The 21,588-nt window shown below is 62.0% G+C and carries 20 protein-coding genes; 4 read left to right on the top strand and 16 right to left on the bottom strand.

Annotated elements, in window-relative coordinates; translation table 11 throughout:
- Positions 1–9: 9 nt before the first annotated feature.
- The 6 genes from AC07R1_RS19685 to AC07R1_RS19660 form a co-directional block, all read right to left on the bottom strand.
- Positions 10–531 carry a helix-turn-helix transcriptional regulator gene (locus AC07R1_RS19685; RefSeq protein WP_161466614.1) on the bottom strand — a complete coding sequence of 174 codons (522 nt, stop codon included), beginning with the start codon at positions 529–531 and terminating at the stop codon, positions 10–12.
- A 5-nt stretch (positions 532–536) separates the two neighbouring features.
- A complete protein-coding gene (locus AC07R1_RS19680; protein ID WP_026019975.1) occupies positions 537–815 on the bottom strand; it encodes a hypothetical protein in 279 nt (92 codons plus the stop codon).
- Positions 816–1,138: 323 nt separating this feature from the next.
- On the bottom strand, positions 1,139–2,716 hold the full coding sequence (guaA, locus tag AC07R1_RS19675) for a glutamine-hydrolyzing GMP synthase (protein ID WP_011063192.1): 1,578 nt from the start codon (positions 2,714–2,716) through the stop codon (positions 1,139–1,141).
- Positions 2,717–2,820: 104 nt separating this feature from the next.
- On the bottom strand, positions 2,821–4,290 hold the full coding sequence (gene guaB / locus AC07R1_RS19670) for an IMP dehydrogenase (protein ID WP_015636874.1): 1,470 nt from the start codon (positions 4,288–4,290) through the stop codon (positions 2,821–2,823).
- A gap of 116 nt (positions 4,291–4,406) precedes the next feature.
- Positions 4,407–4,955 (bottom strand): hypothetical protein, encoded by a 549-nt coding sequence (locus AC07R1_RS19665; RefSeq protein ID WP_011063194.1) that lies wholly within the window; start codon positions 4,953–4,955, stop codon positions 4,407–4,409.
- A gap of 132 nt (positions 4,956–5,087) precedes the next feature.
- On the bottom strand, positions 5,088–5,858 hold the full coding sequence (locus AC07R1_RS19660; protein WP_011063195.1) for a sulfite exporter TauE/SafE family protein: 771 nt from the start codon (positions 5,856–5,858) through the stop codon (positions 5,088–5,090).
- A 101-nt stretch (positions 5,859–5,959) separates the two neighbouring features.
- On the opposite strand from AC07R1_RS19660, the gene AC07R1_RS19655 reads away from it, so the two are divergent.
- From AC07R1_RS19655 to leuA, 4 genes are all read left to right on the top strand, one after another.
- Positions 5,960–6,856, top strand: a complete 897-nt coding sequence (locus AC07R1_RS19655) for a LysR family transcriptional regulator (RefSeq protein WP_495110865.1) — start codon at positions 5,960–5,962, stop codon at positions 6,854–6,856.
- Positions 6,857–6,903: 47 nt separating this feature from the next.
- Entirely contained in the window at positions 6,904–8,283 is a 1,380-nt protein-coding gene (gene xseA, locus AC07R1_RS19650) for an exodeoxyribonuclease VII large subunit (RefSeq protein WP_011063197.1), read from the top strand.
- A 3-nt stretch (positions 8,284–8,286) separates the two neighbouring features.
- Positions 8,287–9,108: a peptidoglycan DD-metalloendopeptidase family protein gene (locus AC07R1_RS19645; protein ID WP_495110864.1), complete on the top strand. Its 822-nt coding sequence runs from the start codon at positions 8,287–8,289 to the stop codon at positions 9,106–9,108.
- A gap of 376 nt (positions 9,109–9,484) precedes the next feature.
- Complete coding sequence (leuA, locus tag AC07R1_RS19640; RefSeq protein WP_011063199.1) at positions 9,485–11,164, top strand: 2-isopropylmalate synthase; 1,680 nt, start codon at positions 9,485–9,487, stop codon at positions 11,162–11,164.
- Between the two features lie 97 nt (positions 11,165–11,261).
- On the opposite strand, the gene AC07R1_RS19635 is transcribed toward leuA, so the two are convergent.
- The 10 genes from AC07R1_RS19635 to pilW form a co-directional block, all read right to left on the bottom strand.
- Complete coding sequence (locus AC07R1_RS19635; RefSeq protein WP_011063200.1) at positions 11,262–11,669, bottom strand: hypothetical protein; 408 nt, start codon at positions 11,667–11,669, stop codon at positions 11,262–11,264.
- Between the two features lie 94 nt (positions 11,670–11,763).
- On the bottom strand, positions 11,764–12,555 hold the full coding sequence (locus AC07R1_RS19630) for an amidohydrolase (RefSeq protein WP_011063201.1): 792 nt from the start codon (positions 12,553–12,555) through the stop codon (positions 11,764–11,766).
- On the bottom strand, positions 12,543–13,691 hold the full coding sequence (locus AC07R1_RS19625) for a pyridoxal phosphate-dependent aminotransferase (RefSeq protein WP_495110863.1): 1,149 nt from the start codon (positions 13,689–13,691) through the stop codon (positions 12,543–12,545). Before AC07R1_RS19625 ends, AC07R1_RS19630 begins: the two co-directional genes overlap by 13 nt.
- A 186-nt stretch (positions 13,692–13,877) precedes the next feature.
- A complete protein-coding gene (gene der, locus AC07R1_RS19620; protein WP_011063203.1) occupies positions 13,878–15,350 on the bottom strand; it encodes a ribosome biogenesis GTPase Der in 1,473 nt (490 codons plus the stop codon).
- A 207-nt stretch (positions 15,351–15,557) separates the two neighbouring features.
- Positions 15,558–16,709: an outer membrane protein assembly factor BamB gene (bamB, locus tag AC07R1_RS19615; RefSeq protein ID WP_011063204.1), complete on the bottom strand. Its 1,152-nt coding sequence runs from the start codon at positions 16,707–16,709 to the stop codon at positions 15,558–15,560.
- Positions 16,702–17,343, bottom strand: a complete 642-nt coding sequence (locus AC07R1_RS19610) for a tetratricopeptide repeat protein (protein ID WP_011063205.1) — start codon at positions 17,341–17,343, stop codon at positions 16,702–16,704. The genes bamB and AC07R1_RS19610 overlap by 8 nt, the downstream gene beginning before the upstream one ends.
- Positions 17,344–17,383: 40 nt before the next feature.
- Positions 17,384–18,673, bottom strand: a complete 1,290-nt coding sequence (gene hisS, locus AC07R1_RS19605; RefSeq protein WP_011063206.1) for a histidine--tRNA ligase — start codon at positions 18,671–18,673, stop codon at positions 17,384–17,386.
- Between the two features lie 23 nt (positions 18,674–18,696).
- Positions 18,697–19,806 carry a flavodoxin-dependent (E)-4-hydroxy-3-methylbut-2-enyl-diphosphate synthase gene (gene ispG / locus AC07R1_RS19600; protein WP_047289125.1) on the bottom strand — a complete coding sequence of 370 codons (1,110 nt, stop codon included), beginning with the start codon at positions 19,804–19,806 and terminating at the stop codon, positions 18,697–18,699.
- A 3-nt stretch (positions 19,807–19,809) separates the two neighbouring features.
- Positions 19,810–20,826: a RodZ domain-containing protein gene (locus AC07R1_RS19595; protein ID WP_015636879.1), complete on the bottom strand. Its 1,017-nt coding sequence runs from the start codon at positions 20,824–20,826 to the stop codon at positions 19,810–19,812.
- Entirely contained in the window at positions 20,826–21,584 is a 759-nt protein-coding gene (gene pilW, locus AC07R1_RS19590; protein ID WP_011063209.1) for a type IV pilus biogenesis/stability protein PilW, read from the bottom strand. The genes AC07R1_RS19595 and pilW overlap by 1 nt, the downstream gene beginning before the upstream one ends.
- Positions 21,585–21,588: the final 4 nt, after the last annotated feature.

The following is a 21,588-nucleotide window of genomic DNA, read 5'->3' as shown; positions in this document are numbered from 1 at the left end:
CCTGCCCCATCAGCCCAGCAAGGCCACCAGTTCACCGCTGAGGGGGCCGATGCGCTGCGACTCCTTGGCGGTGTTCACCTGCTGCGCCACCCGCGCCACCTCGATCACCGGGTGCTTGAGGGCGTAGCCGCCCTTGCTGTCCAGCCAGCTCAGGACCTCCGCCAAGTGCCACAGCGAAGCGCTGCCTTCATGGATCGCCAGGGGAAAGCTGTCGGCATGGCCGAGCATCAGCTTGCGCATGTTCTGCCGGGACACGCCGACGATCTCGGCGATCTCGCTGAGGCCGACAAAATCCGGGCTGGCCTCCACCAGCCGCGCTTCGGGAATGATCCGCTTGATATCCGCCAGGGCACTGAGCAGCGCCGCCTCGGCGCTCTCGGCCTCGCGACTGAACTCCAGGGCCAGGCGCCCGGCCAGGCCGGTGCCCACCAGGACGTCGGTGCAACCCGCCGCACCGAGGCGCTCCACCAGTTGCAGCGGATCACAGCCCTCCAGCGGCAGCAGGTAGTTGAGGGTGAACAGGTATTCCATGGTGCTTACTCCTTGCGGGCTGCCGGCGACTTGGCTCCACGCAGCTGGTTCAGGGTGCAGTTATCGATCACCCGGCATAACGCCCGGGCGTGCTGGGTCGGATTCTTCGGCGTGCGCCATACGCTGGTGATGCAAAACTCGCCACAGCGACACACTTCGTTGTTGTACGGACAGTAGATCCGCCCCCAGGCATGACCACCGCCGACCTCGATGCGCCAGCCCTGCCATTCGGCGTAGCGCAGGGCCATTTCAATGTCCTTCTTGGGATGAGTTGCACGAGCCATCCATAGCCTCCAGTATCGCCAGTCACACAAGGTTGTCAACCGACAACCTTGTACCCTCCGATCAAACCCCGCCGCGAACAAGCCGCAGCAAAAACAGGCGGGGGGAGATCCAAGGGTAGAGAGAAGCCCAGGACAAGGGGCCGAGCATGTCTTACGTGATATTGCCGGAAGCCGAAAAAGCGCCGCTTCCAAAGGTCCTGCAACACAAATGCCGATGTGTACCGCAGGCAATCCCCTAGAAACGACAATGGCGATCGACACCCGAAGGTCCCGATCGCCATTGGCTAACGCGAATGGATCAAGCGCCGATCACTCGGCCCCGATCATTCCCACTCAATCGTGGCCGGCGGCTTGCTCGACACGTCGTAGGTGACGCGGGAGATGCCTTCGATCTCGTTGATGATCCGGCCGCTGACGGTTTCCAGCAGTTCGTAAGGCAGGTGCGCCCAACGTGCGGTCATGAAGTCGATGGTTTCCACGGCGCGCAGGGCCACGACCCAGGCGTAACGACGGCCATCACCTACCACGCCCACGGATTTCACCGGCTGGAACACCACGAATGCCTGGCTGACCTTGTGGTACCAGTCGGCCTTGCGCAGCTCTTCGATGAAGATGTGGTCGGCGCGACGCAGCAGGTCGGCGTATTCCTTCTTCACTTCACCAAGGATGCGCACACCCAGGCCCGGGCCCGGGAACGGGTGACGGTAGACCATGTCGTACGGCAGGCCCAGTTCCAGGCCCAGACGACGGACTTCGTCCTTGAACAGCTCGCGCAGTGGCTCGACCAGCTTGAGGTTCATTTCTTCCGGCAGGCCGCCCACGTTGTGGTGCGACTTGATCACGTGGGCCTTGCCGCTTTTCGCGCCAGCCGACTCGATCACGTCCGGGTAGATGGTGCCCTGGGCCAGGTACTTGATGTTTTCCAGCTTGCAGGATTCGGCATCGAACACGTCGATGAAGGTACGGCCGATGATCTTGCGCTTCTTCTCCGGGTCGGCTTCGCCGGCCAGGTTATTGAGGAACTGCTCCTCGGCGTTGGCGCGGATCACCTTGACACCCATGTTCTCGGCGAACATGGCCATTACTTGCTCGCCTTCGTGCAGGCGCAGCAGGCCGTTGTCGACGAAGACGCAGGTCAGCTGGTCGCCGATGGCCTTGTGCAGCAGGGCCGCGACCACCGAGGAGTCGACACCGCCGGACAGGCCCAGCAGCACGTTGTCGGTGCCCACCTGGGCACGGATCTGGGCAATGGCGTCCTCGGCGATCTTCGACGGGGTCCACAGCGCTTCACAGCCGCAGATGTCGAGGATGAAGCGCGACAGGATGCGACCGCCCTGCTTGGTGTGGGTCACTTCCGGGTGGAACTGCACGCCGTAGTAGCGCAGGTCGTCGTTGAACATGCCGGCAATCGGGCAGCTCGGGGTGCTGGCCAGGATGTGGAAGTCTTCCGGCATCTTGGTGACCTTGTCACCGTGGCTCATCCAAACGTCTAGGCCGAACAGGCCGTCGGCGTCGACGTGGTCTTCGATGCCGTCCAGCAGGCGGCTCTTGCCGACTACATCAACCCGGGCATAGCCGAATTCACGCAGCTCGGAACCTTCGACCTTGCCGCCCAACTGCTCGGCCATGGTCTGCATGCCGTAGCAGATGCCGAAGACCGGGACGCCCAGGTCAAACACCGCCTGCGGGCAGCGAGGGCTGTTGGCTTCGTGCACGGATTCGGGGCCGCCGGCGAGGATGACGCCTTTGGGAGCGAATTCGCGGATCGCTTCGTCGTCCATGTCGAACGGATGCAGTTCGCAGTAGACCCCGATCTCGCGCACACGGCGGGCGATCAGTTGGGTGTACTGGGAACCGAAGTCGAGGATCAGGATACGGTGAGCGTGAATGTCGAGGGCCATGGTCAGTCTCGTCTAATTTCAGAAACGACACGGGGCTGAAAAACACAGCCCCGGTTACTAAATTCGTCAATCGCCTCCGGGCCTTGGCCTGGAGGCGATCACTATCAACCTACGCGATAGTTTGGCGCTTCCTTGGTGATCTGCACGTCGTGGACGTGGGATTCAGCCATGCCGGCACCGGTGATGCGGACAAACTCCGGCTTGGTGCGCATTTCTTCGATGTTGGCGCTACCGGTGTAGCCCATGGAAGAACGCAGGCCGCCCATCAGCTGATGGATGATCGCGGTCAGGGTGCCCTTGTACGGCACGCGACCTTCGATACCTTCCGGCACCAGCTTCTCGGCACCCGCGGAGGAGTCCTGGAAGTAGCGGTCGGAAGAGCCCTGGGCCTGGGACATGGCGCCCAGGGAACCCATGCCACGGTAAGCCTTGTAGGAGCGGCCCTGGAACAGCTCGATCTCGCCTGGAGCCTCTTCGGTACCGGCGAACATCGAACCCATCATCACGCAGGAAGCACCGGCGACGATGGCCTTGGACAGGTCACCGGAGAACCGGATACCGCCGTCGGCGATCAGCGGCACGCCAGTGCCTACCAGCGCCGCTGCAACATTGGCGATGGCGCTGATTTGCGGCACGCCAACACCGGCAACGATACGGGTGGTGCAGATCGAGCCCGGGCCGATACCGACCTTGACTGCGTCGGCGCCAGCTTCGGCCAGGGCCTTGGCAGCAGCGCCAGTGGCGATGTTGCCGCCGATCACCTGCACTTGCGGGAAGTTCTCCTTGACCCAGCGAACGCGGTCGATCACGCCTTTGGAGTGACCGTGGGCGGTGTCCACCACCACCACGTCGACACCGGCATTGACCAGCGCAGCAACGCGATCGCCAGTGTCCTTGCCAGTACCGACCGCAGCGCCGACGCGCAGGCGACCCTGGTCGTCCTTGCTGGCCAGAGGGTAAGCCTTGGCTTTCTCGATATCGTTGACGGTCATCATGCCCTTGAGAGCGAAGGCGTCGTCGACGATCAGTACACGCTCGATGCGGTGCTTGTGCAGCAGCTCGCGGACGGCGGTCTTGTCGGCGCCTTCCTTGACCGTGACCAGGCGCTCTTTAGGCGTCATCACTTCACGGACGCTGACTTCCAGACGGCTTTCGAAACGCACGTCGCGGGAAGTCACGATGCCCACCAGGTCGCCGTTGTGCAGTACCGGCACACCGGAGATGTTATGCATGCTGGTCAGTTCGAGCAGGTCACGCACGGTGGCGTCGGCCTCGATGGTGATCGGGTCCTTGACCACACCGGCTTCGAAACGCTTGACCTTGCGCACTTCGGCAGCCTGCTGCTCGATGGTCATGTTCTTGTGGATGATGCCGATGCCGCCTTCCTGAGCCATGGCGATTGCCAGACGGGCTTCAGTGACGGTGTCCATGGCGGCGGAAACCAGTGGAATATTCAGCTCGATGCCACGGGTCAAACGGGTCTTAAGACTGACTTCATTAGGCAGTACTTCGGAATAACCGGGCACTAGGAGAATGTCGTCGAAGGTGAGGGCTTCTTGGCTGATACGCAGCATCGCGGGGGCTCCCGGGCGGGAAAATGGAAGCGCGCCATTATACTCAGACAGCTACCCGGGCTCAATGTAAAACTCTGGCTAATATCGCTGGAGTGATAGATGGAGATATCCGCGCGCTACAACTCGACCTTGACCCAACTTATCGGCTGATCCAGCCAGTCGGCGAACTCGTCGATAAAGCTCTGTTTAAAACCCGCTTCGGCCCAGTTGTTGAAGATAAAGCCCAAGTTGGAAAAACCGCATTCCTGAAGAAACAGAAAGCCGTTGATGTCATCTTCATGGCCGCATTCGGGGCAGGTGAAGTTGTCGGTACGCCCTGGCATCCAGTCTTCCAGGCTTTCGAACAGCGCTTCGCCGATTTCCTGCCGGCACTCGGCACAGCCCGCTTCCTCGAGAAAGCCCTTGGCCGGGGTATAGATGCAGCGCTTGGTGATGATTTCCAGGCCATTGATCGGCTCGCCGAAGGGCAGCGCCTCTGGCCGCAGCACCACCTCCCGTGCCCCGGCGGCAATGGCGTGCCCCATGCGATTGCCCGTGCGCCCGCAGGTGCTGAGGCTTTCCTCGACGATGTTCTTGCGCACCAGCCAGCGCACGATCGCCCGGGCCCGGGGCTCGTGCACCGGCAGGGTGGAAATTTTCGGGACGAGGATGCTTTGGGAGTTCATGGATAAGCCTGGAACATGCGGGGACGGTACTCACGCTTTCGCCGGCAAGCCGGCTCCTGTCATCAATTGTAGGAGCCGGCCTGCCGGCGAACGAATTCAAAGGCCCGCAGCTTAATCCCTGGCCCCAGCAGGTCAAGTGCTCAGGTAACGGCCGATCAAGGCAACGCCACTGGCCAGCACCAGCCAGGTCACCAGGCGTACAAAAGCCTCCCGGGACAGTTTCATCGTCAGCCGGCGGCCAATCCACAACCCCAAGGCCATCGCCGGCAACAGGCATAGCGCCAATAGCAGCAGCGGCAACTCGGCATAGACCCCGGCCAGGGCGAACAGGCTCAAGCGCACCACGGTGCTGCAACTGATCAGCGCGCTCTGGGTCGCCCGCGCCGGATCCTTGGGCAGGCGGCTGTTCAGGTAGATGGCATATAGAAAGCCGCCACTGCCGAAGAGGGCGCCAAACAGCCCACCGACAATCCCCATCGGCACCGCCCAGCCGGCCGCCAGCTGGGTCGGACGCGCCTTCACCCACAGGCTGTAGATGGCATAGGCACTGATGAACAGCCCCATCAATAGCAGCAACAGATCGGATTTGAGGTTGAGCAGGAAGATCACCCCCAAGGTGCAACCTACTGCCATGCAGGGCAACAGGCGCAGCAACTCCGGCCTGGCCACATCCTTGCGCGAGGGCAGAAGGTTGCCAAAGGCCGCGACAAAATCCAGGAGCACCAGCAGCGGCACGATCTTCGACAGCGGCATGAACAGGATCAGCACCGGCCCGGCCACCAGCGCCGTACCGAACCCGGCAATGCCGAACACTATGTACGCCAGCGCGATACCCAGGCCGATCACCAACCAACTGCCCGGGCCGAAAGACCACTGGTTCAAACCCTCGATTACCACGCTCATCGCTGCGACTTCCCAGTTGAATACGCAGTGACTTTAGCCAGCAGTGAGCCTTGCGACTAATATCGTCCAAGTCGCCAACTCATCGCAAAAAGGCATGCCTCGTGATTTCGACCCGCCAACTGCGCTATTTCGTGGAAATCGCCGAATGCGGCAGCTTCAGCGCCGCCGCCGAGCGCCTGTTCGTCGCCCAGTCAGCCCTCAGCCGGCAGATCAAGGAGCTGGAGAACCAATTGCAGACCCCACTGTTCGAGCGCACCGCGCGCCTGCCGCGGCTGACGGCGGCCGGTGAAGCGTTTTTCCCCAAGGCACGCAACCTGCTGAGCGAATTGCACAAGGCCAGCGAACTGGCCACTCAGGTAGGCCTGGGGCAATTGGGCACCTTGCGCCTGAGCCACTCCAGCACCGTGCCCATGAGCGGCCGGCTACTCCAGGGCATCGGCAGCTACTTGCAGCATTGCCCTGGAGCCTCGATGGACATCGCCAAGCTGTCTTCCGAGGCGCAACTGGAAGAGTTGGCGCAGGGGCACCTGGATATCGGCCTGTTGCGCCTGCCGGTGTTACGTCAACGGGCAGGTGTACAGATCACGCCCCTGTTCGCCGAACCCTTGCTGCTGGCGGTGCCACCTCAGCACCCACTGGCGCTGGCCCCTCCAGCCGGGGGCGTCGACCTGGCCCAGCTTCGCGAGGAAGCCTTCATCTCCATCCCCCACCCCCAGCGGGGCGGCTTGAGTTACCTCTCGGCCGAGCTGTGCATGCGCCAGGGCTTTTTTCCCAGGGCGGCGCGGGTGATGTCGCGCAAGACCACCCAATTGCAACTGATCCAGGCCGGCTTCGGCATCGCCCTGCTGCCCGAGTCGATGCAGGACATCGCCCCGGCCAGCATCCGCTTCCTGCCGCTGGCGGATGCCGATTGCCAGAGCACCGTGGCCCTCGCCTACCGACAGGAGCCGACGCCCCTGGTGGCGCAATTCGTCGAACATTTTCGCAATCACTTGTAGTTGATTTGCGTTGTTCCATTCAGAGACAGGCCTTTAAACTGCGCCCCATGATTAAAGATCCCTTCGCACGACTCGGCCTGGACCGCGAGGTCCTCACCGTCACCCAGCTCAACGGCCGCGCCCGGGTGCTGCTCGAGGACGTGTTCAGCAATATCTGGGTGGAGGGCGAGATCTCCAACCTCGCCCGCCCGGCCTCCGGCCATGTGTACTTCACCCTCAAGGACAGCGGCGCCCAGGTGCGCTGCGCACTGTTCCGGCAGAACGCCGCGCGGGTCCGCCAGGCGCTGAAGGACGGCCTGGCGGTCAAGGTGCGGGGCAAGGTCTCGCTGTTCGAAGGGCGCGGTGACTACCAGCTGATTCTCGACACCGTGGAACCGGCCGGTGATGGCGCCCTGCGCCTGGCTTTCGATGCCCTGAAAGACAAGCTGAGCGCCGAAGGGCTGTTCAGCGCCGAACGCAAAGTGCCACTGCCGGCCCATCCACAACGCATCGGCATCATCAGTTCACCCACCGGCGCGGTGATCCGCGACATCATCAGTGTGTTCCGGCGCCGCGCACCGCAGGTTGTGCTGACCCTGATCCCTACCGCCGTGCAGGGCCGCGAGGCTACGGCGCAGATCGTCCGGGCCCTGCAGCTGGCCGACGCCCGGGGCTTCGACGCGCTGATCCTGGCCCGTGGCGGCGGCTCCCTGGAGGACCTCTGGTGCTTCAACGAAGAAGCCGTGGCCCGTGCGGTGGATGCCTGCGTGACACCGATCGTCAGCGCCGTCGGTCATGAAACCGACGTCTCCATCAGTGATTTCGTGGCCGACGTTCGCGCGCCCACGCCTTCCGCAGCAGCCGAACTGCTGGCCCCCGATTCCAGTGACCTGCAACGCCGGGTCGACAACCTGCATCGACGCCTGGTGATGCGCATGCGCGACCGGCTGGTGCGCGACCGGCTGCGCCTGGACGGCCTGGCCCGACGCCTGCGCCATCCCGGCGAACGCCTGCGCCAGCAGGCACAGCGCCTGGACGACCTGGACATGCGCCTGCGCCGCGCCTTCGAGCGCAGCCTCAATACCCGTCGCGAACGCTTGATCCGCCTGGAAACCCGCCTCGGAGCCCAGCATCCAGGGCGGCAACTGGCACTGCTGCGCCAGCGCCTGGACAGCCTGGCCGAACGCCTGCCCCGGGCCATGCGCGAAGGCCTCAAGGGCCGCCGCCTGCAATTGCACAGCCAGATGCAGACCCTGCATGTGGTCAGCCCCTTGGCCACCCTGGGGCGCGGTTACAGCATCCTGCTGGACGATCGCGGGCAGGCCATTCGCAGTGCCGGCCAGACCCGCCCAGGCCAGCGCCTCAGTGCCCGCCTGGGCGAAGGCGAACTGCAAGTACGCGTCGAAGACAACCACCTGACGCCCGTCACCCTTTCTCTACTGGATTGATCCATGCCGCGTTTTCTCTGCTCCCTGCTGTTGCTGTGCCTGGCCTTCAATGCTCACGCCGAAAGCTACATCACCCGCCTGCTGAACAAACCCGTACCCGGTGGCGTAGCGGTGGTCGACCTGGGCAGCGCCGCCCAGGCGCCCAAGGCCAGCTACCAGGGCAAGCCGGTGCTGGTGGTGAAGGAGCAGAACAACTGGCTGGCGATTGTCGGCATCCCGCTGACGGTCAAGCCCGGCACTCAACAAGTAAGCACCGGCGGGCGCAGCCTGAACTTCGTGGTCGGCAACAAGAAATACCCGGAGCAGCACATCACCCTGAAGAACCAGCGCCAGGTCAATCCGAACCCGGCGGACCTCAAGCGCATCGACGGCGAGTTGGCGGAACAGATCCGCGCCTACCGCAGCTTCAGCCCCAACACCCCAAGCAACCTGCTGTTGGACAAGCCGGTGAATGGCCCCCTGTCGAGCAAGTTCGGCGTACGCCGTTTCTTCAACGGTGAAGAGCGCAACCCTCACGCGGGCCTGGACTTCGCGGTGCCGGCAGGCACACCGATCAAGACCCCGGCGGCGGGCAAAGTGATCCTGATCGGCAACTACTTCTTCAACGGCAACACCGTGTTCGTCGACCACGGCCAGGGCTTCATCAGCATGTTCTGCCACATGTCGAAAATCGACGTGAAGATCGGCCAGTCCCTGGCCCGTGGCGCCGTGGTGGGCAAGGTGGGGGCGACCGGCCGCGCCACCGGGCCGCATATGCACTGGAACGTCAGCCTGAATGATGCGCGGGTCGATCCGGCCATCTTTATCGGGGCCTTCCAGCCCTGATCGCGCAGCGCCGCTTGCCTGCATCAGGCATTGATTCAGCGGCGAGCCGACGCCCACAGGGATTGCGCAGCCCTACTCGACTGCGCAATCGTTAGTATTCTTTCAAAGAATACCCAGCATAAAATCTCGATATAGCTTTGTTTTCGAGTATTCCTCTCAATTTTTTTCGACTGCTTGCCATCTCTCACCCCAGTGGTTAGGGTTGAGCACATGAAAACCTCTCACACCCTCATTCAGCGTCGTCAACACCGGAGCCTCTGCCTCGTCAGCGCACGACTGCCAGGCTGAATCGCGGTGCCTCATCCCCCTGCGTCAACCTCACTCTTGACTCACCGGCAGGCCGCCTCTTTTCGGCCCGGACAATAAGGATTTCTCCATGACCATGCTCAAAGACCCATCCTCCAAGTACCGCGCGTTCCCGACCATCAACTTGCCGGACCGTACCTGGCCGTCGAAAACCATCACCAGCGCGCCGATCTGGTGCAGTTCGGACCTGCGTGATGGCAACCAGTCGTTGATCGAACCGATGGATGCCGTCAAGAAGCTGCGCTTCTGGAAGACCCTGGTGGCTGTAGGTGTGAAGGAAATCGAAGCTTCTTTCCCGGCCGCTTCGCAAACCGACTTCGACTTCGTGCGCACCCTGATCGAAGGCGGCCACATTCCGGACGACACCACCATCCAGGTATTGACCCAGGCCCGTGAAGACTTGATCGCCCGCACCTTCGAGTCCTTGCGTGGTGCGAAAAAGGCCATCGTCCACCTGTACAACGCCACCAGCCCTTCGTTCCGCCGCATTGTCTTCAACCAGGACAAGGCCGGTGTGAAAGAGATCGCGGTGAATGCGGCCAAGCTGTTCGTCAAATACGCCGCCCAGCAACCGGAAACCCAGTGGCAGTTCGAGTACTCGCCAGAGACCTTCAGCGCCACCGAGCTGGAGTTCGCCAAGGAAGTCTGCGACGCCGTGGTGGAAGTCTGGAACGCCACGCCAAGCAACAAGGTGATCCTCAACCTGCCGGCCACCGTTGAAGTCGCCACACCGAACATCTACGCCGACCAGATCGAGTGGTTCTGCCGCAACATCAACCGTCGTGACAGCGTGCTCATCAGCCTGCACACCCACAACGACCGCGGTACGGGCGTGGCCGCCACCGAGCTGGGCCTGATGGCCGGCGCCGACCGTGTCGAAGGCTGCCTGTTCGGCAACGGCGAACGTACCGGTAACGTCGACCTGGTCACTGTGGCCTTGAACCTCTACACCCAGGGTGTAAACCCTGAACTGGATTTCTCCGACATCGACGGCGTGCGCAAAGTCGTGGAAGAGTGCAACCAGATTGCCGTGCACCCGCGTCACCCTTATGTCGGCGACCTGGTCCACACCGCGTTCTCCGGCTCGCACCAGGACGCGATCCGCAAGGGCTTCGCCCAGCAGAAAGCCGATGGCTTGTGGGAGGTGCCGTACTTGCCGATCGACCCGGCCGATATCGGTCGCAGCTACGAGGCGGTGATCCGCGTCAACAGCCAGTCGGGCAAGGGTGGTATCGCCTACCTGCTCGAGCAGGAATACGGCATCAGCTTGCCACGCCGCATGCAGATCGAGTTCAGCCAGGTGGTGCAGCGGGAAACCGACCGCCTGGGCCTGGAAATGACCGCCCAGCAGATCCACGCGCTGTTGCACAGCGAGTACTTGCAGGCCAACACCCCCTACGCGCTGGTCAGCCATCGCTTGCAGGAAGAGAACGGGCACAGCGCCGTGGAAGTGGAAGTCTCGAGCAAGGGCCAGGGCGAGACCAACCTCAGCTGGCGCGGCAAGGGCAACGGTGCCCTGGAAGCGCTGGTGGCCGGGCTGCCGGTTCCGGTGGAGATCATGGACTACAACGAGCACGCCATCGGCGCCGGCACCAACGCCAAGGCGGCGGCCTACATCGAACTGCGGGTCAACGGTGAGCGCGCCGTGCACGGCGTCGGTATCGACGAAAACATCACTACCGCCAGCTTCAAGGCGCTGTTCAGTGCGCTGAACCGCTCCTTGAGCGAGCAGCAGGCCAAGGCAGCCTAAAGGCTGCCAAAAGCGAAAGGCCCCGAGGAGCTCGACTCCCTGGGGCCTTTTTTATGCCGGAACAGATAACACCAGCTAAATGTCAGCAACGACTGTTTCAGGCATGCACATCAACGCTGAACATGGCTTGCAGCAAAGCCGCCTGCAGCACCTGCAAGGTGCTGTTGGTCACGGCGATCTGCGCCTGGACTTCCATCACCTGCTGGGCTTTCTGTTCGTCGCTGGCCTGGCCCTTCTGCACATTGGCCAATTGGGCCTGCTGTTCGGTCAGGGTTTTCTGGGTCTGCTCGATCTGTTTCTGCAGCGCCTTGACCGGATCACCACCGGCCTTTACCGCATCGATATTGGCATCGCCAGAGTTGACCCGCAGCTCCTTATCCTGACCGTCCTTGCTGTCATCCACCGGCGCCAGCGGGCTGGCGCTGTTGCCTTCGGCTTCAGTCGAAGCAGTTTTGGGGGCCGACAGAGGGTAAGGATTGACGATGGTGGCAGTGATGGTAGTCATGGTTGATTCCTCCTGAACTGATCCTGCTATCGGCCTTCACCCTCGAAGCTTGATATTCGCAACCTGTAAAAAAGTGTGCAGTGCCGATGCGATCCTAAGTGAACATGAAGGTATCGGCGTCGAGGTTCGCCGGAAAACGCGCACGGTAAGCCGCCAGTTCACCCGCGTTCAGGCACACCTGGAAGACGCCATCGGCCTCCCCGGCGCTGAGCAGGGTTTCGCCCTGATAGTCCAGAACCTGGCTGTCTCCGGTATAGGCAAAGCCCTTGCCGTCGGTGCCCACCCGGTTCACCGCCGCAACGTAGCAGAGGTTTTCAATGGCCCGGGCTGGCAGCAGGCGATTCCAGTGCAGGCGGCGGGCACCCGGCCAATTGGCGGTGTAGAGCAGCAGGTCGGTGTCCTGGGCGTCCCGGCTCCACACCGGGAACCGCAGGTCATAGCAGATCAGCGGGCGAATACGCCAACCCTTGAGCTCGAACTGTACCTGCCGTTCCCCCGGCGTGTAGTGATTGTGCTCGCCGGCCATGCGAAACAGGTGGCGCTTGTCGTAGTGCCAGACCTCACCGTCGGGGCGCGCCCACAGCAAGCGATTGCGATGGCTGCCATCCGCTGCCTGGATTATCACGCTGCCGGTGATCACCGCATTCAGCTTCTTCGCCTGGCCACGTAGCCATTTGCTGGTAGGGCCATTCTCCGCTTCCGCGAGAGTCGCGGATTCCATGGAGAATCCGGTGGTAAACATTTCCGGCAGGATGATCAGATCTGCACCACGGGCCTGCTCCAGCAACTGCTCGAAATGCTCGAAGTTGGCCTGGCGGTCGTGCCAGGCCAGGGTGGTCTGGATCAGGGCCAGATTCAGATCGGGTAATGCACTCAGATCACGCATAGTTTCTCCGCTGCTTGGCGCAACGTCTCCTCGCGCTTGGCAAAACACAGACGCACCAGGCGCTGCCCCTGGGGCGGCTGCTGATAGAACACCGACACCGGAATGGCCGCCACGCCGTGTTCGCGGGTCATCCATATCGCCATGTCGACATCATTCAAGTCTGGACGAATCAGCGAATAGTCCACCAATTGAAAATAGGTACCCGACACCCGGTTGAAGCTGAAACGCGAGGCGCTCAGCAGATCGCAGAACAGATCACGCTTGGCCTGGTAAAAGGCCGGCAACTCTTCGACATGTTCCGGGTGTTCGGCCATGAAGTCCGCCAGAGCGTACTGCAAAGGCGTGACCCCGCAGAAGCTGACATATTGATGCACCTTGCGCAGCTCGGCGCTCAGGGCCGGTGGTGCAACCACATAACCGGTCTTCCAGCCGGTCACGTGGTAGGTCTTGCCGAACGAGCTGACCACGAAGGCCCGCTGATACAGCTCCTCATGGGCCAGCACACTGACATGGGGTACGCCATCGAACACCAGGTGTTCGTAGACCTCGTCACTGACCAGATAAATATCGCGATCACGGATCAGGGCGGCCAACTGGTCCAGCTCGGCGCGGCTGATCAAGGCACCACTGGGGTTGTGCGGCGAATTGAGGATGATCATCCGCGTGCGCGGACTCAGGGCTTCACCGAGTTTCTGCCAATCGAGGGCAAAGCCCTGCCCGGCCAACGGCACATGCACACAACGCCCACCGGCCAGCTCCACCGACGGCTCATAGCTGTCGTAACTGGGGTCGAACACAATGACTTCGTCACCGCGCTGGATCACCGCCTGGATGGCACAGAAGATTGCCTGGGTCGCACCGGGGGTGATGGTCACCTCAGCGTCCGCATCGACCTGGACGCCATAGCTGCGGGCGATTTTCGCGGCGACCTGCTGGCGCAGTGCCGGTAGGCCGGTCATGGGTGCGTACTGGTTATGGCCATTGGCGGCATGCCAGCCAAGCGCATCACGCAGGGCTTGCGGGCCATCGAAATCAGGAAAGCCCTGGGACAGGTTGAGCGCTCCGGTTTCCACCGCGAGCTGGGACATTTGCGTGAAGATGGTGGTGCCGACATTCGGCAACTTACTGATGATCATGAGGATTCCCTGCTGAGCAGTCCGCACTACGGCGGCGCGGAGGCCCCCGAGAATAGCCCAAACGCCAGGCATGAAAAAGGGCGCCCGGGGCGCCCTCTTATCCACACAGATCCCGTAGGAACTGGCTTGCCAGCGAAGCTCTGAAGCAGGTCCGGAGCTTCACCGGCAAGCCGGCGCCTAAGCCGGTCAGCGCTTGTCGCGGCGCTTCTTGTCGGCCTTCTTGTGGTGCGACATCAAGCGACGCTTCTTGTTGACCTGGCGGTCGGTCAGCGTGTTCTTGTTGCCTTCGTACGGGTTCTCGCCGCCCTTGAACTCGATGCGGATCGGCGTACCTACCAGCTTCAAGACTCGACGGTAGGTGTTTTCCAGATAGCGCACATAAGACTTGGGCACCTTCTCCACCTGGTTGCCGTGGATCACGATCAGCGGCGGGTTGGCACCACCCAAGTGGGCGTAGCGCAGTTTGATCCGGCGATTGTTGACCATGGGCGGCGCGTGCTCGCCAACGGCATCTTCGAGGATCTGCGTCAGGCGGCTGGTGGGCCAGCGGGTTACCGCCGACTTGAAGGAGTTCTGCACCGACTGGTAGAGGTTGCCCACACCGGTACCGTGCAGCGCCGAGATGAAGTGGATATCGGCGAAGTCGACGAAGAACAGCCGGCGTTGCAGCTCGGTCTTCACGTAGTCGCGCTCGCTCGGCTGCATGCCGTCCCACTTGTTCAGGGCGATCACCAGGGCCCGACCGGCTTCCAGGGCAAAGCCCAGCAGGTTCAGGTCGTGGTCCACCACACCTTCGCGGGCGTCCATGACAAAGATCACCACGTTGGCGTCCTTGATCGCCTGCAGCGTCTTGACCACCGAGAACTTTTCAACTTCCTCGTGGATCTTGCCGCGCTTGCGCACACCGGCGGTGTCGATCAGGGTGTACTTCTCGTCGTTGCGCTCGAACGGGATGTAGATACTGTCGCGGGTGGTGCCGGGCTGGTCATAGACGATCACCCGGTCTTCACCGAGCATGCGGTTGACCAGGGTCGACTTGCCGACGTTGGGACGACCGATGATGGCGATCTTGATCCCGTCCTTCTCGCTCGGGCCCGGAATGCGCTTGGCTTCCTCACCCTCGGCAACGATCTCTTCCTCGCCTTCTTCCGGCTCGTCAGCGTCATCCTTGGGGAATTCGCTCAGGGCGATTTCCAGCATCTGGGTGATACCGCGGCCATGAGCACCGGCGATCGGGATGGCATCGCCCATGCCCAGCGGCGCGAACTCGGCGCGGGCCATGTCCGGGTCGATGTTGTCGACCTTGTTGGCGATCACGTAGGAAGTCTTGTTACGTTTGCGCAGGTGCTCGCCGATCATCTGGTCGGCCGCGGTAAACCCGGCCTTGGCGTCCACCAGGAACAACACCACATCAGCTTCTTCGATGGCCAGCAGCGACTGCTCGGCCATCTTTTCATCCATGCCATGCTCGTCACCGGAGATACCGCCGGTGTCGATCAGAATATAGGTACGCCCTTGCCACTTGGCCTCACCGTATTGGCGATCACGGGTCAGACCGGACAGGTCGCCGACAATGGCGTCGCGAGTCCGAGTCAGGCGGTTGAACAAGGTGGACTTGCCGACGTTAGGTCGGCCCACCAGGGCGATTACGGGAACCATGCGGCTCTCCACTGCGTTAATTCAGAAAATACAAAAGCCGCTGCGAGGCAGCGGCTGGTGCTCGGGGCAGCACTGTAGGAGCGAGCGTACTCGCGATTAACTCCATGGCGCCGCGCTCGTCCAGCAAGCTGGCGTCACCTGGCATCCATCGCGAGCACGCTCGCTCCTGCAGTTCGCTTGGGGATCACCCCAAGCATAGTCAAACCATTACTTGATGGTCAGGGCTTCCAGTTTGCCGCTGTTGCCATACACATAAATCATGTCGCCCACCACCAGCGGACGAGCACGCAGGCCGTCGCTATCAATGCGCGTACGACCGACGAAGCGACCGTCAACCTGGCTCAGCAGGTGCAGGTAACCTTCCAGGTCGCCCACGGCCACGTAGCTGGAGAAGACTTCCGGTGCCGACAGTTGGCGGCGAGCCAGGGAGTCGTTGCTCCACAGCGCGGTAGTCGAACGCTCGTCCACGCCTTCCACGGTACCCGAGGACAGGCTGACATAAACGCTGCCGAACCCTTGGGCCACACCGGCGTAGCTGGAAGCATCACGCTGCCACAGCGGACGGCCGCTCTCCAGGTCCAGGGCAACCACACGCCCCTGGTAGCTGGCAACGTACAGGGTGCCACCGGACAGCAGCAGGCCACCGTCGATGTCCACGACCCGATCCAGTTCGGAACGGCCTTGTGGAATGGCTACACGCTGCTCCCACACCGGCACGCCGTTGCGAATATCCAGCGCGACCACCTTGCCGGTGGAAAGACCGGCCAGGGCCAGACGGTTGGTCGCCAACGGCGCACTGGTGCCCCGCAGGGTCAACACCGCTGGAGTGCTGTCGTAGAGCCAGATCTGGTGACCGGTGCTGGCTTCAAGGCCAATCACGCGGTCGTCCTGAGTCTGCACCACCACCACGTCACCGTTGGTAGCTGGCGGAGCCAGCACTTCACTGGTCACACGGGCACGCCATTTCTCTTCACCGCTGGAGGCATCCAGGGCAACCACTTCGCCTTTCAGAGTGCCGATCATGACCAGCCCATAACCCACGCCAACGGCGCCGGAAACAGGCAGTTCGAGATCTTTCTTCCATTTGACGTCGCCGTTCATGCGATCCATGGAAACCACCACGCCGGTCACGTCAGCGGCATAGATGGTGTCACCATCGATGGCTGGCACCAGCATGTTGTAGGTTTCGCCCTGACCGTCACCGATCGAACGGCTCCACTGCTTCTGCAGGACCACTTCTTCTTTGAAGTCGACCAGTTCCGCCGGTGGCAGTTCTTTCTTGCTGTTGCTGCTGCAACCCGCGGCCAACAAGGCCAGAGCCAGCAATGCTGCATGTTTCCAACGGATCACGTCATGCATCCCCTTTGGCCAGGTCGTCCAGCTTGATTTGTAGGCCACCGACTGCCGCTTCATCCGAGAGCGCCGCCTTGGCTTTTTGGTATGCCGCATGGGCTTCGTCCACACGGCCCAGCTGGACCAGCAGATCGCCCTTGAGTTCTTCACGAGTCGCCAGGAATGCCTTGTCGGCATCGCCGTCGAGCAGCTTCAGAGCCTCGTCGGCCTTGTTCTGCGCCGCCAGTACCTGTGCCAGGCGCTGACGCGCCACTTCACCCAGGGTCGGGTTGGCGGGCTTGTCGGCCACGGCCTTGAGCTGTGCCGCTGCATCGTCCAGCTTGCCGGTGTCTACTGCCACTTTGGCCACGAACAGGTTGCCGTACTGCGCGTAGGCAGTACCGCCGAACTCGCTGTTGAGCTTGCCCGCCAGGTCCGTAACACGAGCCGCATCCGGCTTGCCATCCGGCGTCAGGGTAGTTTCCAGCAGTTGCTGATAGAGCACCGAAGCGCCTTGCGACTGATTGTTCTGATACTTGTGCCAGGCTTGCCAGCCGAACACGATAACCAGGGCCAGCAGGCCGCCAGTCACCAGGGGTTTGCCGTTACGCTGCCACCAGTCTTTCAATTCCGCCAGCTGTTCATCTTCGGTACTCGACACCCCAATACTCCTTATTCGCTAAATCGGCTGTTTGACAGCTTCAACCCTGCACGACGCAGGTGGCCAGGTGCGCAGCGAGTGCATCCCAGGCAATGCTTTGTTGTTCGCCCTGGCCACGCAGGGGTTTGAAACCTACCACTTGCTGGGCCAATTCGTCGTCACCGAGGATCAGCGCATACAGCGCGCCGCTCTTGTCGGCCTTCTTGAATTGGCTTTTGAAGCTGCCAGCACCGGCATTGATCTGAAGACGCAGGTTCGGCAATTGATCGCGAACACGCTCGCTCAGCGCCAGAGCGGCCAGTTCGGCGGCCTCACCGAAGGCGCAGAGGTAAACGTCGACCTGACGCGAGATCTCTTCCGGGACCTGCTCCAGGGTTTCCAGCAGCAGCACCAGACGCTCGATCCCCATGGCAAAGCCAACGCCCGACGTAGGCTTGCCGCCCATCTGCTCCACCAGGCCATCGTAACGGCCACCGGCACAGACAGTGCCCTGGGCACCGAGCTTGTCGGTGACCCATTCGAAAACAGTCTTGCTGTAGTAATCCAGCCCGCGCACCAGCTTGGGGTTGATCACATAGGGGATACCCGCAGCATCCAGGCGGGCCTTGAGGCCTTCGAAGTGCACGCGGGACTCTTCGTCCAGGTAGTCGGCCAGCTTGGGCGCATCCACCAGCACGGCTTGAGTGTCCGGGTTCTTGGTATCCAGCACCCGCAGCGGGTTGGTCTTCAGGCGGCGCTGGCTGTCTTCGTCCAGCTTGTCCATGCGCGCCGACAGGAACTCCACCAGCGCGTCGCGATAGCGCGCACGCGCTTCGGCGGTACCCAGGCTGTTGAGTTCGAGCTTGACCGCATCACGGATGCCCAGCTCGCCCCACAGGCGCCAGGTCAGCACGATCAGTTCAGCATCGATGTCCGGCCCGTCGAGGTTGAATACCTCGCAACCGATCTGGTGGAACTGGCGATAACGGCCTTTCTGCGGGCGCTCGTGACGGAACATCGGGCCGATGTACCACAGCTTCTGCACCTGGCCACCGCCAGTGATGCCGTGCTCGAGCACCGCACGCACGCACGCTGCGGTGCCTTCCGGACGCAGGGTGAGGGAGTCGCCGTTGCGATCTTCGAAGGTGTACATCTCTTTTTCGACGATGTCGGTCACTTCACCGATGGAGCGCTTGAACAGCTCGGTGAACTCGACGATCGGCATGCGGATCTGCTTGTAACCGTAGTTATCCAGCAGGCGCGCCACAGTACCCTCGAAATAACGCCACAGGGGCGTCTGCTCGGGCAGGATGTCATTCATGCCACGAATGGCTTGCAGAGACTTGCTCACAAAAAATCCTTAAATACGTTCGGTTAGCCGCGAGCGATCAGCGCTGCGTCGGCCTCGACCTTTTCGGCCGCCTTCTGCCGGATCAGCTTTTCAAGCTCGTCCACCAGATTGTCATTGGTCAGTTTCTGTGCCGGCTTGCCATCGATGTAGATCAGGTTCGGTGTACCACCGGTCAGGCCGATGTGCGCCTCTTTGGCTTCACCCGGACCGTTGACCACGCAACCGATCACTGCAACATCCAACGGCACCAACAGGTCTTCAAGCCGTCCTTCCAGTTCGTTCATGGTTTTCACCACATCGAAGTTCTGCCGCGAGCAGCTCGGGCAGGCGATGAAGTTGATGCCACGGGAACGCAGGTGCAGGGACTTGAGAATGTCGTAGCCGACCTTCACCTCCTCGACTGGGTCGGCCGCCAGCGAAATGCGAATGGTATCGCCAATTCCTTCGGCCAGCAGCATACCGAGGCCGACGGCGGATTTCACTGTGCCTGAACGCAAACCACCGGCTTCGGTGATCCCCAGGTGCAGGGGCTGGATGATTTCCTTGGCCAGCAGGCGGTAGGCCTCGACGGCCATGAACACGTCCGAGGCTTTCACGCTGACCTTGAAGTCCTTGAAATTCAGGCGTTCCAGGTGCTCTACGTGACGCAGCGCCGACTCCACCAATGCAGCCGGGGTCGGTTCGCCGTATTTTTTCTGCAGGTCTTTTTCCAGGGAACCGGCGTTGACCCCGATACGGATCGGGATCCCGCGATCACGGGCAGCATCCACCACCGCGCGTACCCGGTCTTCACGACCGATATTGCCCGGGTTGATGCGCAGGCAATCGACGCCCAGTTCGGCCACGCGCAGCGCGATCCTGTAGTCGAAGTGGATGTCGGCCACCAGCGGTACCTTGACCTGCTGCTTGATCCGGCCGAACGCCTCGGCGGCGTCCATGTCCGGCACCGAAACCCGCACGATATCGACACCGGCGGCTTCCAGGCGGTTGATCTGGGCGACGGTTGCGGCCACGTCGTTGGTGTCGCTGTTGGTCATGCTCTGCACCGCAATCGGGGCATCGCCTCCGACCGGTACCGAGCCGACCCAGATCTTGCGGGATTCGCGACGCTTGATTGGAGATTCGCCGTGCATGACTTATTGACCTAACTTCAGGCGAGCAGTCTCGCCGCTGGTGAACGGGGCGATATCCACCGCCTGACCGTTGTAAGTGATTTGTGCGCCACGGGCATAGCCCAGACGTACGGCAAAAGGCGGCTTGCCGCTGACATCGACATTTTCACCCTTGCGCTTGAGGGCGCTGAGCAGAACCTTGCCGTTGGCATCGATGACCTGGGCCCAGCAGTCGGCACTGAACTGGATCTGTACCTGGCCCGCGCCTGCAACTGCAGTTGCCGCTGCGCTGCCCGGAGCAACCGCAGCAGCAGGCGCGGTCGGCGTGACAGGCGCTTGCGCCACGGCAGCCGGTGCGACAGGCGCCGGAGCCGGCGCGTTGTGCACAGGAGCTGCGGGGACGGACGCAGTGGCAGCCGGCGCCGGCGCGGTCGAAACGGCTGGGGCGGCAGGAGTCTCGCTCGCTGCCTGGCCTTCGCTTTGAGCGGCGTTGTCCAGCGCTTCGCTCTGCCCCTCGGCAACCGCCTGGTCTTCGGGCTCGTCGATAGGATGAATCTGGGTAGTGCCGTCGGCGCCTTCGACCTCGACATGCTCGGGGCTCAGGGAGACCGGCTCCTTGCCGCGCTGGGAGGACTGATCCTGCCACCAGATGAAACCGCCACCAACCACCGCCACCAGCAGCAGCAAACTGACAATGCGCAAGATAGTGTGGGAAACCCGCACCGGCTCTTCGATGCGCCCCAGGGCATGGACGCTGCTGCCCTGGGAGTCGGTACCGGTGTATTGATCGAACTCCTGGACCAGTACCGCCTGATCCATGCCCAGCAATTTGGCGTAGGCACGAATATAGCCACGGGCGAAAGTGTGCCCCGGCAGCTTGTCGAAGGCGCCAGCTTCCAGGTTGCTCAGGGAGCTCACGGTGAGGTTGAGCTTGTGGGCCACTTCGGCCAGCGACCAACCATTGCTTTCGCGGGCCTGACGCAGGGTCTCACCGGGGTTTACGCGAGTCACTGCTTGAACTTCGGGATGGGCCGCTTTCATCATTGCTCCGACAGGTATTGCTGATATTCCGGCGTACCGGGATAAAGTCGTTTTAGTTGCAGACCGTAACTGGCGGCCTTGTCGCGATCTTCGAACACCGTTGCCAGCCGAACGCCGAGCAATAGACTACGTGCATTTTGCTCGCCGAGCAGGCTAAAACGATCGTAATAGTCGCGCGCGGGCACATAATGCCTGTCTTCGTAAGACAACTCAGCCATTTCCAGCAATGCACGGGGCTGTTGATGATTGAGACGCAAGGCCTTTTCCAGCTGCAGCTGGGCCAGATCACGCTGGCCAAGCCTTGAAGCGGTCATGCCGAGGTTTTCAAACACTCGGGAACGTTCGGGGTACAGAGTATCAGCAGCGGCTTGCTCAAAGCGCTGATAAGCCTCTTTGTAACGTTTTTCCTGGAACAGAAAGCTGCCGTAGTTATTGAGGATCCGGGCACTGTCCGGACGCGCCGCCAGGGCCTGGCGAAAATGCTCGTCGGCCAGGGCCGGTTCCATCTCGGCCTGGAACACCAGTGCAAGGGCAGCATTGGCGTCGGCATCGGCGGGGGCCAGTTCCAGGGCTTTCTTCAGTGGCACCTTGGCCCGCTCGCTCATGCCCTGCTGCAAGTAGCCCAGGCCCAACTGCACATAGGCCTCGCGCGCCTCGTCGCGCCCCTTGCTGGTGTTCATCGGGTTGGAATCACCCGACAGAACACAGCCAGCACATAGGCTGGCAACAAGCAGGAGCAGCGCAAAGCGCAGGGCCATGGAG

Source organism: Pseudomonas sp. GW821-FHT07F01, from assembly GCF_059418825.1.
This window is presented reverse-complemented; position numbering and strand designations above follow the sequence as displayed.